Source organism: Bradyrhizobium liaoningense, from assembly GCF_018130825.1.
Lineage (GTDB): Bacteria > Pseudomonadota > Alphaproteobacteria > Rhizobiales > Xanthobacteraceae > Bradyrhizobium > Bradyrhizobium liaoningense_B.
In genome coordinates, this window is the sequence record NZ_JAFCJS010000001.1 from 589796 (window position 1) to 602867 (window position 13072).

12 protein-coding genes are annotated in these 13072 nt (G+C 65.4%); 6 read left to right on the plus strand and 6 right to left on the minus strand.

The window, feature by feature from the left end; translation table 11 throughout:
* Nucleotides 1–152 precede the first annotated feature (152 nt).
* The 4 genes from allE to JQ603_RS02910 form a co-directional block, all read right to left on the minus strand.
* Complete coding sequence (allE, locus tag JQ603_RS02895; RefSeq protein ID WP_212336331.1) at nucleotides 153–950, minus strand: (S)-ureidoglycine aminohydrolase; 798 nt, start codon at nucleotides 948–950, stop codon at nucleotides 153–155.
* A 278-nt stretch (nucleotides 951–1228) separates the two neighbouring features.
* Entirely contained in the window at nucleotides 1229–2452 is a 1224-nt protein-coding gene (locus JQ603_RS02900) for a GGDEF domain-containing protein (protein WP_212336333.1), read from the minus strand.
* Between the two features lie 85 nt (nucleotides 2453–2537).
* Complete coding sequence (locus JQ603_RS02905) at nucleotides 2538–4040, minus strand: AMP-binding protein (RefSeq protein ID WP_212336335.1); 1503 nt, start codon at nucleotides 4038–4040, stop codon at nucleotides 2538–2540.
* Between the two features lie 4 nt (nucleotides 4041–4044).
* Entirely contained in the window at nucleotides 4045–5889 is a 1845-nt protein-coding gene (locus tag JQ603_RS02910; RefSeq protein WP_212338135.1) for an extracellular solute-binding protein, read from the minus strand.
* Between the two features lie 260 nt (nucleotides 5890–6149).
* Between JQ603_RS02910 and JQ603_RS02915 the strand changes: the two genes are divergently transcribed.
* Nucleotides 6150–6974, plus strand: a complete 825-nt coding sequence (locus JQ603_RS02915; RefSeq protein ID WP_212336337.1) for an invasion associated locus B family protein — start codon at nucleotides 6150–6152, stop codon at nucleotides 6972–6974.
* 100 nt (nucleotides 6975–7074) lie between these two features.
* Here the strand turns inward: JQ603_RS02915 and hspQ are convergent, their stop codons facing one another.
* Nucleotides 7075–7407: a heat shock protein HspQ gene (gene hspQ / locus JQ603_RS02920; RefSeq protein ID WP_092290415.1), complete on the minus strand. Its 333-nt coding sequence runs from the start codon at nucleotides 7405–7407 to the stop codon at nucleotides 7075–7077.
* Nucleotides 7408–7513: 106 nt separating this feature from the next.
* Here hspQ and JQ603_RS02925 point away from each other — a divergent pair, with 106 nt between their 5' ends.
* Nucleotides 7514–8467, plus strand: coding sequence for an AEC family transporter (locus JQ603_RS02925; RefSeq protein WP_212336339.1), 954 nt, complete (start codon nucleotides 7514–7516; stop codon nucleotides 8465–8467).
* Nucleotides 8468–8511: 44 nt separating this feature from the next.
* On the opposite strand, the gene JQ603_RS02930 is transcribed toward JQ603_RS02925, so the two are convergent.
* Nucleotides 8512–9402 (minus strand): GntR family transcriptional regulator, encoded by an 891-nt coding sequence (locus JQ603_RS02930; RefSeq protein ID WP_212336341.1) that lies wholly within the window; start codon nucleotides 9400–9402, stop codon nucleotides 8512–8514.
* Between the two features lie 192 nt (nucleotides 9403–9594).
* Here JQ603_RS02930 and JQ603_RS02935 point away from each other — a divergent pair, with 192 nt between their 5' ends.
* From JQ603_RS02935 to JQ603_RS02950, 4 genes are read left to right on the plus strand one after another with little or no spacing between them, the layout of a single operon-like run.
* The gene (locus JQ603_RS02935; protein WP_212336343.1) at nucleotides 9595–10404 is read left to right on the plus strand and encodes an ABC transporter substrate-binding protein; all 810 of its coding nucleotides are present in this window, start codon (nucleotides 9595–9597) and stop codon (nucleotides 10402–10404) included.
* Between the two features lie 12 nt (nucleotides 10405–10416).
* Nucleotides 10417–11142 (plus strand): amino acid ABC transporter permease, encoded by a 726-nt coding sequence (locus JQ603_RS02940; RefSeq protein WP_212336345.1) that lies wholly within the window; start codon nucleotides 10417–10419, stop codon nucleotides 11140–11142.
* 5 nt (nucleotides 11143–11147) lie between these two features.
* Entirely contained in the window at nucleotides 11148–11882 is a 735-nt protein-coding gene (locus tag JQ603_RS02945) for an amino acid ABC transporter ATP-binding protein (protein ID WP_212336347.1), read from the plus strand.
* Between the two features lie 22 nt (nucleotides 11883–11904).
* On the plus strand, nucleotides 11905–13062 hold the full coding sequence (locus tag JQ603_RS02950; RefSeq protein ID WP_212336349.1) for a M20 family metallopeptidase: 1158 nt from the start codon (nucleotides 11905–11907) through the stop codon (nucleotides 13060–13062).
* Nucleotides 13063–13072: the final 10 nt, after the last annotated feature.

Consider the following 13072-nt stretch of genomic DNA (forward strand, 5'->3'; position numbering starts at 1 on the left):
TAGGGTGGGCAAAGCGGCTTGTCCGCCGTAGCTCGAAGAGAAGGCGGAAGCGTGCCCACCGCTTCCGTCATGGCGGAGAGATGGTGGGCACGGCGCTACGCGCCTTTGCCCACCCTACGGTGCGTGTGCTCGCCGCTGCCCTGCGTCCCCCGTCAGAGGACCACGTCCCGGTTGACGTTCTTGTACAGAAGATAGACCGCGCGGCTCGAACCGGTGGGATAGAATTGTTGCGGACAGAACGAGCCCATCCAGATGAAGTCATCAACCCAGATTTCGTGCCAGCTATCGCCGAGATAATACAGGCCTTGCCCCTCCAGCATGAACAACCCGTGTTCCATGATATGGGTCTCGACGGCTGGAAAGCAGACGCCGGGTTGGAAGAACATCAGGTTCATCTCGAAATCGAACCGCAGGTCGCCCATCGGCAGCAGGTGCTTGAAGCCGCGCCCCTCCAGTCCGGTATGGTTCGTGATCGGCATCGATTGTTGCTGACCGATGATTGCCGTCGGTGACGCGATGCCGTCAGCCGTTTCATAACGCTTCTTGACGGCGAGAACGCGGGCGGCAGCACCGGGATGGCAGCTCATCGTGAAGGACGTACTGGCCGGAACGTAGGCAAAGGCGCCTGCTGTCAGCGAGGTCGGGCCTTCGCTGCCTATGCTGATGTCGACGGCCCCCGCAACGACGTAGAAGAAGTGCTGAACATCCACGCAGATCGGCTGGGCCGTGCCGCCCGAGGGCTCGATCTCCAGCATGAACTGGGCAAAATCGGCTCCGAGGCTCGGCGCCGCCAGAAAGCGCACGGTTGTTGACGCCCACGCCGGCAGCCGGCTCTTCAAGACGCCTTCAGGCGGCATGAACGCGAAATTGCGGCCGACGACAGCACGGCTGTGACCGATCGCGCCGGGACGAACGACGCCGGGTTGGACAGGCAGATCGGTGGGATGCATCTCAGAGTCCTCGGCCAACGCGCAACAGCGCGTCGCTGCAAAGCGTCGGCGCAAGACCGGGGCGTTGCGACGTGGATGATGTAGTTCTGCCGGCTCGTTCAATTTGATAGATGAGAGCGAGATGCACTGCAACGGCAGTGCCGCAGGGTGGCAAAGGCGCTCTTGCGCCGTGCCACCATTTTTCCAGAACGAGGGATGTGGTGGGCACGCTTCCGCCTTCGCTCTTCGAGCTACGGCGGACAAGTCGCTTTGCCCACCCTACGGCAGCGGGGGCGTAACTACGACGCCGCCCTTGACGCATCCGCCGACAGCCGCGCCAGCAGCGACCTTGCCGTGTCCGACGGCGACAGCGAGTCGACGCTGATGACGGGATCGCTGCGCATCTCGTGCTTGCCGTTCGAGGTGTGCCGCATCACCGCCGACAAACGGCGGGCGATCATATGCGCTGTGCGGAAGTCGGTCTCCGCGAACACCACGATCACCGACCCGTCCTTCTGCACCGCGCCAAAATCCATCTGCCGCATCAGACGGCTGAGAATGCGCGCGGCATCGAGCTGGGCGCGGGGATTGTTGGGATCGAAGGCGAAGCGCGCCACCGACAGGCCGCCGCCGCGGGCCAGCGTCTGCTCGACCGCCTTGGCAAAATCGCGGGCGAAGGCTTCCGTGGTGAGCAGACCGCTGCGCGGATCGAGCCAGCCGCCGGCATCGATCGAGCGCAGCGTGCGGCTCAGCTGCGCCTCCATTGCGTGCTGGCGGATCAGCGGTAGCGCGTTGGCGGCGATCCTCGTCGGCTCGCCCGCGATGAGCTCGAGATTGGGCAGGTCGTAGCTCTGCACGAGCTGGTGCGCGGTGACGACCACGGGCAGGGTGCGGAAGCGGGTGTCCTCGGCGAGCACGGTGAGGAAGGCATCGGTCACGCGTGCGGTGAAGCCTTCGGCGAGCACGACGCCGTCGATATCGCGGGTGTTGAGATGTTTCGCCGCGGCCTCGATCGAGAGCGCGCCGACCACGCCGACGCGCTCGCCGAGTGCGACGGAGAGGGCCGGATAGGCGGCGCCGCGGCCGATCAGCAGCACGGTGGCATCGCGCGAGGGGTCGCCCTCGGGCAGCACGACCTTGGCCTCTGGCAGCCGGCGCAGCACGGTCGAATGCAGGGTGCGGACGCGTAGCGCGGCACGCAGCCTTGCGCTCAGACGTTCGGGATGGCCGTCGCGCGAGGCGAAGGGCAGGGCGTTGTGCGGCAGCGTGCCCGTCGCATCCAGGGCCACGAAGGGAAGGTAGGGCGATTGGTCGGCGATCTTCCTGGCGAGCAGCGCCAGATGCGGCTCATGTCCGCTGTGCATCGCGGCGAGCACCGCGGCCGGCTGCACCTGCTCGACCGCGCGTGTCGCGCTGGCCCAGTCGGTGTCGACCACGGGGAAGAGCCGGGCTTCGTCCAGCGCCGCAACGACGGCGGGGCGCTCGGCATTGGACACAAACAGGATCGGGCCCGCCTGGGACATCGAAAAACTCTGATCACGCAACAGGTGCCGCGCAATCTAGTTTGGCCGCCTTAATGCGGCGTCAACGGAGCCCTTGAAACTGTGCTCAGGCCGGCCCGGAGCGGTCGCGAAAAGCCTCGACCATCAGGGGGTTAAGCCCGAGCTCGCTGAGCGCCTCGCGGGCGCGGGCATTGTCCTGGGCCCGTCCTGCCAGCCGGTGGCCGGAGAGGCGGTCGGGCAGCGCGGTGAGCAGGGCGCCCTGGCCGAGCCGGCGCGCCCATTCCTGGAGGTCGTTGGAGAGGAAGCGGTAGCCGCCGACGGCCATGATGCCGGAGGGCGGTGCGGTGATACAGATTGCGCCGTTCGCCCGGTCGAGCCGCGCCGCATAACCGGTATCGACATAGTCGCGCGGCGGCTGCGCGATCAGTGCCTCGCCGACCGGCTGCGGCGGGGCGTAGGCCGCGATCGGCACCATCGCCCCGCGCAGGCCGAGCGTGCCCTTCGGCGTCAAGAGGATCTCGCCGGCAATGGAGGAGCCGGCCTGTTCGCGCGGCGCGCCGTGCGGTCCGGGCATCACCGGCACCGGCATGCCGTCCTCGCCGCGGCGGGCGCCGAACAATCCGGCCTCGCCGAACAGATACACATCCGTCAGTGGCGCATGCGGCGCGATCCAGGCATCGCTCGCCGCGACCTGCTCCGGCGCGCGCCACAGGCCGATGACGTTGCGCAACGTCGGCATCCGTGCCGCGAGATCGGCGTCGCCGAGCCGCAGCGCGAGCTGCGCCGGCGCGATCAGCACCTCGCATTCGTGCTCGTTGATCTGCTGCTCCAGCACGTCGTTCTCGAACGGATGATGCAGCGCCAGCGTGCCGCCCGACAGCAACCACACCGCGAGCGAAGAGGCGAGGCCTGCGAACGACATCGGCGTGAACGCCGCCATCACGGTCGCGCCCTGCTTGATGTCGGCTTCGAGCGACATCGCAAGCCCGCCGGCGATCAGGCTGAAATGCGGCCGCGGCACCGGGCGAAAGCCCTCCGCCGTGACGTCGAAGGAGATCATCGCCGCCTTGCGGCCGTCCTGGATCACGGCGCGCGTGGTGCCGGGCGGACGGGCCAGGACGTCGTCGAGCGAGGCCATGCCTTCGGGCAGGTCGCGCCCGAAACCGTAGACATGACGGATCGAGAACGCCTCGGCGGCGGCGTGCATCGCGAGGTCGGCATAGCTGACGCCGTCGACCGTGCTCATGGTGACGATGGCGCGTGCCGCGGTGCGGTTCAGCGCCGCGGTCAGTTCCGCGTGCCGCCACAGCAGCGGCAGCACGGCGACGACGAGGCCGGCGCGATGGGCGGCGAGCACGGTGAGCACGAACTCCACCGTGTTGGGCAACTGGATCGCGATGACGGAATTGGCCGGCAGGCCCGATTCGACGAAATGGGCCGACAGGGCCTCGATGGCCGTGTCGGCCTCGGCATAGCTCATCCGCCGCGGCTGATGCCCGGTGACGCGCGCCTTGTTGAGGGGATCGAGCAGGGCGGTCGCGTGCGGCTGCCGCATCAGCGTGCGCTGAAACAGCGTGTCGAGCGTCGGCGATACGGCTGGCTGGTTCACGGCGTCACTTCGTTTGCGTCGCTTGAGGCTCACCCTTCGACCACCAGGTCTCCGGCAGGTAGCCGGACAGCGCGGTGGCCTTCGGTCGTTCTATCCGATTCCAGCGCGCGATCCATTGCTCGGATACGTTAAACAGCGGGATTGTGTAGAAGCCCGCGATCAGGGCGCGATCGAGCGCGCGCACTGCCGAGACGAAATCCGTATGTTCGCGGGCCTCCAGCAGGGCGCCGATCATGGCGTCGATGGCGGGATCCCTGGCGCCCATGTAGTTTCGGGTGCCCGGATTGTCGGCGGCAGCGCTGCCCCAATAGAAATACTGCTCGTTGCCGGGCGACAGCGACTGGTCCCAGCGGTTCTGGATCATGTCGAACTCGTAGGCGAGCCGGCGCTGGTCGAATTGCACGGGATCGACCGCGCGCACGCTGGCCTCGATGCCGGCGCGCTTGAGGTCGCGCTGGAAGGCGAGCGCGATGCGCTCCTGGTCGCGGGTCGTGACCATGATCTCGAAGGTGAAGGGCGCCTTGGTCGTACGGCCGCGCAGCACCGTGCCGTCGAGATCGTAGCCGGCCTCCGACAACAGTTTCAGCGCGGCGCGCAGCGTGGTGCGGTCGCGGCCCGAACCGTCGGTCACGGGCAGACGGTAGCTGCCCTCCAATATCTCGGGCGCAATCTGCGCTGCGAAGGGTTTGAGCAGCTCGCGCTCGCGCGCATCCGCAGGCCTGCCATAGGCCGACAGCTCGGAGCCGGCGAAATAGCCGGCGACGCGCGAATAGAGGCCGAAGAAGTAGTTGCGGTTGACCAGCTCGAAATCGAACAACAGCGTCAGGGCCTTCCGCACCCGGATGTCGGCGAAGACCGGACGGCGGGTGTTGAACACCAGGAATTCTGACGGTTGCGGCACGCCCGGCTTGACCGTGTCGCGGATCACCTCGCCGCTTCGGGCGGCCGGAAAATCGTAGCCGTCGTGCCAGCGCAGCGGCTCGTGCTCGACGCGGAAATCGTAGAGGCCGCGCTTGAAGGCTTCGAACTGGCCGTTCGCCTCGCGAAAATAATCGAGCCTGATCTCGTCGAAATTGAACAGGCCCCGATTCACGGCGAGGTCGCGGCCCCAATAATCGGGATTGCGCGTGAGCGTCACGCTGGCGCCGGGTTTCACTGCCGTGACCCGGTAGGGGCCGGAGCCGACCGGCCCGGTCAGCGTCGTCTCCTCGAAGGTCGCAACGTCAATCGCATGCTTCGGCAGGATCGGCATCAGGCCGAGGATCAGCGGCAGTTCCCGGTCGTTGGCCCCGGCAAGATCGAAGCGGACGGTGAGGGGGTCGGTTGCCTCAGCCTTCGCGGCCTTGGCATAGTATTGCCGCAGGTTCGGGCGGCCGTGGTCGCGCAGCAGCTGCCAGGAGAACAGCACGTCCTCGGCCGTTACCGGCTTGCCGTCGGAGAAGCGGGCGCGGGGATCGAGGCGGAACGTGACGAAGGTCCGGTCGTCGTCGGTTTCGACCGATTTTGCAAGCAGGCCGTAAAGCGTGAATGGCTCGTCCTGGCCGCGCGCAAGCAGGCTCTCGACCACGTAGCTGCGGACCGGCTGCACCGCCAATCCCTTCACGATGAAGGGATTGAGACTGTCGAAGGTTCCGAGAATGCCCCAGGTCAGCCGGCCGCCCTTGCGGGCATCGGGATTGGCGTAGGGCATGTGGGTGAAATCGGCGGGCATCGCCGGCTTGCCGTGCATGGCGATGGCATGGGCTTCTTCGGCGCGTGCAGCACCGGTCGACGGGCCAGCGGCGAGCGCAAAGGCAAGGACGCAGAGGCGGAGACCGGGGCCCTCGAAGAGGCGCTGGAACATGAACATCGGCACACGTTGATTCGAGGACCGGCGAGCCCGAATCCTATCACAGGGAATTTCACTGGGCGCAGCTGCGGATGTGGTCAAAGACGCTTGTCGGCATTGATCTTTTCGTCGGCCACGCTAAGAAGGCACCCAATCGCGCAAGAGCGCCGAGCCCGTCACGTATCCGCCTCAATTGACGGGGAGAGAGCCGCGCCCAAGGCGGCTTGGTTCGGTGCTTCGGAGCGGTTCGGGCACTTCCCGTTCAGAAAGGGTTTTCTGCAATGAATTTCCGTTACTTGGCCGCGTCCGTCCGGCCGCGCGGGCGACTTCTCGCCTTGTTGACGGCGACGGCATTGGCCGTTCCGTTTGCTGCCGAAGCCCAGACCCCGGCTCCGGCCCCCGGCGCGCCCGCGGCGCCCAAGGCGGCTCCGGCTCCGAAAGCGGCTCCGAAGGCTGCCCCCAAGGCTCCCGCACCGGCGGCCCAGGCCCCCGCTCAAGCTCCTGCCCAGGGCGCTCCGGCGCAGCAGGGCGCGGCCCAGCCCGCCGACCAGCAGATCCAGCTGATCTACGCTCCCTGGACCAAGTTCTGCCTCAAGGGCCAGGACGCCAACGCCAAGCAGGTCTGCTTCACCGGCAAGGACGGTCGCATCGAATCGGGCCAGCCGGTCATTGCCGCCGTCATCATCGAGCCGGAAGGCGAGCCCAAGAAGATCCTGCGCGTGACGCTGCCGCTCGGCATGCAGCTGGTCCACGGCACCCGGATCATCGTGGATGGCAACGCACCGCTGCAGCAGCCGTATGTGATCTGCTTCCAGAACGGCTGCATGTCCGACTACGAGGCCACGCCCGAGCTCATCAACAGCATGAAGAAGGGCCAGAACCTCGTTGTCCAGGCGATCAACGCCAACGGCGCGCCGCTGACCCTGCCGCTGCCGCTCGCCGGCGAATTCCAGAAGGCCTATGACGGTCCGCCGACCGATCCGAAGGTGTTCGAGGAAACCCAGAAGAAGCTCCAGGAAGAGCTTCAGAAGAAGGCTGACGAGCAGCGCAAGAAGCTCGAGCAGCAGGGCACGCCGCCCGGTGCGGCGCCGACCGGTCAGAAGTAATCGGGGCTCAAATCCCGGGCATGAAAAAGGCGCTCATCTCGAGCGCCTTTTTTGCTAGCCGTATGTCGGCTTGTGCTGGTCGTATGTCGGCGGTGAAACTTCAGTTCAGCGACGGATTGCGGGGGCGGTAGCCGCCATCCTTGTTCTTGATGAAGATCTCTGCGACCTGCGAGTGCCGGATCGGCTCGCCGGAATCATCGGGCAACAAGTTCTGTTCGGAGACGTAGGCGACGTATTCCGACTCCGCGTTCTCCGCGAGCAGGTGATAGAACGGCTGGTCCTTGTGGGGCCGCACTTCCTCGGGAATCGACAGCCACCACTCCTCGGTGTTGTTGAATTCCGGATCGATGTCGAAGATCACGCCCCGGAACGAGAAGATCCGGTGGCGCACGACCTGTCCGATCTGGAATTTGGCTGTCCGCGCTTTAATCATCCCCCGTCGATAGACCAGGATTGTGGCCGATGCTAGTGGCCTTATCTGGAATTAACCTTCGCGTCCGGGGCGGATAGCCCCCAAGTCTTCAGAAAACACTTCATCAATGCTCGATATCCTCAATCTGGCTCTACCTTATTTTGGCCTGATCTTCGTTGGTTTCGCCTGCGGCAAGGTCAAGGCCCTGCCGGAATCGGGCCTCGCCTGGATGAACTTCTTCCTGCTCTACGTGTCACTGCCGGCGCTGCTGTTCGCAATCATGTCGAAGACGCCGTTCGCGGAGCTGAACAACCCGCCGTTTCTGGTCGCGACCACGCTGTCGACGGTTGTGGCGTTCACCCTGGCGCTGGTCGTCGGCAAGGTGCTGGGACGCCTGACATTGCGCGAGGCGACGCTCGCGGGCCTCTCCGGCGGCTACGGCAATATCGGCTATATGGGACCGGGGCTGGCGCTCGCCGTGCTCGGGACCAAGGCCGCGGCGCCGACCGCGCTGATCTTCTGCTGCGACAGCATCTTCCTGTTCACGATCGTGCCGCTCCTGATCGAGCTCTCCGATCGCGACCATCCCTCCATCGTGCACGCCTTCGGCGTGGTGCTGAAGCAGATCGTGCTCAACCCGCTGATCATGTCGGCCTGCTTTGGCGCGGCGGTGGCCGCGCTCCACATCGAGCTGCCGGTCGCGCTCGACCGCACCATCACCTTCCTCCAGAACGCGGCTGCGCCGACCGCGCTGTTCGTGCTCGGCGTGACCGTGGCGCTCCGTCCGTTCGACCGTGTGCCGTGGGAGGTGCCCGGCGTGATCGCGGTGAAGCTCCTGATCCATCCGCTCGCGGCGTTCGGCTTGATGCTGGCGTTCGGTCCGTTCGCGCAGCCCTGGGCCGCGACCGCCGTGCTGATGGCCTCGCTGCCGCCGGCGCTCAACGTGTTCGTCATTGCTCGGCAGAACGATGCCTGGATCGAATCCGCCTCCGTCGCCGTGCTGCTCGGGACGTTTGCGTCGGTGGTCACGCTGACCAGCGTGATGTGGGCGATCCAGACCGGCCGGCTCGTGTTTCCGTGAGGGAAGTGGTCAGGCCGTTCAAGACCTGACGGGCGGTTCTTCCGTCACGATGCTGCGGTCCGCGCGGCGAGAAATGCCTGCTCCAGGTGGGCGCGCATGCGGGTCGAGGCCAGCGGCGCGTCACCGTCGGCAATGGCCTCGATGATCGCGAGGTGCTCCCGGCACCATTCGCGGACGCGCCGGCTGTCGAAATAGCTGCCGAATTCAAGCAGGCGCCGCAGCCGGTTCTGATACTGAACCGCCTGGGCGAAGAATGCGTTGCCGCAGAACTCGGCGCACATCTCGTGAAATGCGGCGTCCGTCTCGAACAATTGCGTGCTGGAGACCGATGCGATGTCGGGGTGCGAGACCAGGTAAAGGTGCTGCAGGCGCATTCGTTCGATGGCGGCGGGATCCGGCTTGAAAGTCGCCAGCAGAAACGCCGAGGGCTCGATCGTCAGGCGAAATTCGTAGCTGGCACGCAGCGAGATGACGGAGTCGAGCGTCGGCAGGAACGCCCAGCCATGCCCTTGCTTGCGTGCGATCAGGCCGTCTTCGGCAAGACGGGAGAGGGTGCGCGCCAGCGCGACGCGGTCCACGTCATAGCGGCGCGCGATCTCGCTCTGGGTGATGGAGCTGGGAATGCGGTGCTCGAGCCGGTCGCGAACGAGCCTTGCGTAGAGCTTCTCGTCCGCCGTCGATGGCACCTCGATCTCGATACGATGCAGCGAATCGAACGGCTTGCGCAGGAAGAAGCCGTGGTTCTTCCTGGTCTCGACGATGCCGCGCTCGGCAAGCAGGTCCAGCGCCGACCTGATCGGGGTCCGCGAGACGCCGATCAGATCGGCGAGCTGCTGCTCGCGCAGATGATGGCCGGGCTCCAGCTTGGCGTCCCTGATGACATCCAGGATCTGGTTGGCGAGGCGAAAGCGGGTTTGCTGGGTTGACCGCGCCATGGCGGGAGGCTCTGGGATCCGTCCTGAAGTACGAGTTGTTACTTGCGATACAATGGCTTGAGCTGAGATCCCGGTCAAAATCCATCTGACTAAAGCTTAGACAGCGGATGCTCGCGGATCAGGCTTGACGTAAAAGGCGGCAAGGATTGTATATTAGCCAACAATAAAACAATCAAGCCACAGGGGTACCCCATGTCTCGTTTACGCCTTGCCTGCGGAATCCTGTCGCTTTGCCTGTCCGGATCGGTGATGGCGGCTGACCTCTCGTCGGCCACGCTGGTCGAAAAGGGCGCACTGACCTACGGCGTTGCCGGCACCTTCGCGCCGTTCGAGTTTCAGAAGGACGGCAAGCTCTCCGGCTTCGACATCGATATGATCGGACTTCTGAGCAAGAAGCTCGGCGTCGAGGCCAAGCCGATGAACATGGAGTTCAAGGGGCTGATCGTCGCGCTGCAAGGCGGCCGCGCCGACATCATCAATTCGGCCATGTACATCAACGAGCAGCGTGCGGCCCAGGTGGACTTCGTCCCCTATCTCAAGATCGGCACGCTCGTCGTGGTGCAGGCGGGCAATCCCGCCAAGATCACCGGTCGCGACGATTCCCTTTGCGGCAAGACCATCGCCGTCACGCTCGGCGGAATCCAGGAAACCTATGCGCGGCAGGACGACAAGCGCTGCCGCGACAAGGGGCTTGCCGCCATCAACGTGATGACGCTGCCGACCGCGCAGGATTCGGCGCTGACGCTCCGGCAGGGGCGGGCTGATGTCCTGTTCAATTCCACGCCCGGCGTGGTCGAGTTGATGGACAAGGTGCCCGGCGTCTACGCCGTGGCGGGGGCGGAGTTCGAAGCCAACACGCAGATCGGCATGGCCGTGCGCAAGGGCGACACCGCGATGAAGTCGGCGATGGAGGCCGCGCTGAAGGAGATCGTTGCCGACGGCTCCTACAAGAAGCTGATTGAAACCTGGAAGTTTCCTGCCTCGGTGTCGCTGTTCGACTAAAGGAGCCTGCCGGTGTCCATCGAACTCGTCCTGAAGTACCTGACCTCGCCGAACTTCCTGCGCGGTGCGGAGATGACCCTGCTGCTGACGGTCGCCTCGCTGATCTTCGGCGTCCTGATCGGCCTCGTGCTTGCCTTGATCCAGGAGAGCCAGACCCGGATCGGCACCGTCGTGACGCTGGCCTATCTCTGGCTGTTCCGCGGCACGCCGGTGCTGTTTCAGATCATCTTCATCTACAACGTTCTGCCGTCGTTCGGCATCAGGCTTTCGGCCTTCGTCTGCGCGGTGCTGGCATTGTCGCTGAACGAGGGCGCCTACATGGCGGAGATCCTGCGTTCGGGTCTTCAGGCCGTGAAGAAAGGACAGCGTACCGCCGGTCTCGCGCTCGGCATGACCCGAACCGAGATGATGCGCTACGTCGTGATCCCGCAGGCCGCGCGGATCGTGCTGCCGCCAATCGGCAACCAGATGATCGGCATGCTGAAGCTCAGCGCGCTCGTCTCGGTGATTGCGGTGGAGGAGCTGCTGCTGGTCGCGAACCAGACGGCGAGCGCCGACTTCCGCTATTTCGAGGCGTTGACCACCGCCGGCATCTATTATCTCGCGATGACCACGGCCTTCATGGGCCTGCAGATCCTACTCGAGACCGTGCTCGACCCGAAGAAGCGGCAGCGGATGCGGCGGCTGACGCTGACCGAACGGATGCTCGGAACATCGAAGGCGCTGGCGGTGCGATAACGCGGATGCAGCATCTTCTCGAAATCGTCGGCATCAACAAAAGCTTTGGCGCGACGCAGGTTCTGAAGACCTGCACGCTGACGGTCGATCCGTCGGAGACGCTCGTCGTGATCGGACCATCAGGGTCCGGCAAGTCGACGCTCTTGCGCTGCGTCAACCTGCTGGAGACGGTCGACAGCGGCGACATCTTCTTCGAAGGCGAGAACATCACGCGAGCCCGGCGCACCGCGCATTTGTTGCGCCGGCAGATCGGCATGGTGTTCCAGAATTTCGAGCTGTTCGCTCATCTGTCGGCGGCCGAGAACGTCATGCTGGCGCCCGTGAAGATTTTGGGAATGAGCCGCGCCGATGCCCATGACATCGCGGTCGACCTCTTGCGCAAGGTGCAGATCCCCGAGAAGGCGGACGCCTTCCCGGACGAACTGTCCGGCGGTCAGCAGCAGCGCGTCGCCATTGCGCGCGCGCTCGCGATGCGGCCCAAGCTGATGCTGTACGATGAGCCGACCTCCGCGCTCGATCCGGAAATGATCCGCGAGGTGCTCGATGTCATGACGACCCTCAGCGCCGAGGGCATGACGAGCATCGTCGTCACCCATGAGATGGGTTTCGCCAAGCGCGCAGCCGACAGAATTGTGTTCATGGAAAGCGGCGAGATCATCGAGAGCGCGCCGAGCGACCAGTTCTTCGGCGGCACGGTCAACGACCGGACGCGCCGCTTTCTCGATCAGATCCTTCACTGACCCCGATATCCGGAGCCCCTCGATGTCCACTTCTCCCGATGTCGCCCGCATGAAGCGGGAGCTCGCAAGGCTCATTGCGATCGACACGCAAAATCCTCCCGGTCACGAAGCCCCGGCGGCGCAATATCTGCACGACCTGCTGGTCACCGATGGCTTCGACGTCGGCTTGCAGGAGTACAGGCACGGACGGGTCAACGTCGTGGCGCGGCTAGAGAATGGCGCCGGCCCCGTCTTCGCCTTCAACACCCATATGGATGTTGTGCCCGTCGGCGAAGGCTGGTCCTCCGATCCCCTTAGCCTGACCGAGAAGGACGGCCGGCTCTATGGCCGCGGCGCCTGCGACTGCAAGGGGCCGCTGGCGGCGATGCTGGAGGCCATGCGGATGCTCGCGACCGATCGTGCGGCATGGTCGGGAACGCTGCTCGGCGTCTTCGTCGCGGATGAAGAAATCGCGAGCGAAGGCGCCAAATTCTATGCCGCGAGCCATCCTCGGATCGACGCCGCCGTGGTCGGCGAGCCGACCTCGAATGCCGTCTTCTCCGCGCACAAGGGCAGCCTGCGGCCCGTCGTGCGGGTGCACGGCGTCTCCGCGCATTCCGGGACGCCGCATCTCGGCGAGAACGCGATCTACCGGGCCGGCGAGTTGCTGGGCCTCGTCGCCGAGCATCACGACAAGGTCGTCCGTCACCGCAACCATCCCCTGGTCGGAGCCGCCAGCCTCACGGTCACCAGGATCAACGGTGGCCATGCCGACAACGTGCTGCCCGGCGCGTGCGATCTTCTGCTCGATCGCAGGATGGTGCCCGGGGAGGACGAGGACGCCGTGAAGCGCGAGATCGACGAGCTTCTCGTCGTGGCGCGCGAACGCTTCGGCCTGCGCGCCGAGGTCGTCGACTACAAAGCGACGACGGGCGGGGCGACGGAGACGGCGCAGGACAGCGCGATCGTGCAGGCGAGCCTTGCAGCAAGCCGGGCGCACGGTGTGACAAAGCCGGGTCCGTTCGGCTTCCAGGGCGCTTGCGACCTCGTGCATTTCACGGGCGTCGGCGCGCAAGGAGTCGTGATCGGTCCTGGCGATCTCGCCGTTGCCCACAAGCCCGACGAGTTCGTGCCGACCGACGAGTTCATCACGTCCAGCCTGATCTATCGCGACGTGGCGAAAGCCATGCTGCGCAACTAGGACCGAGCGT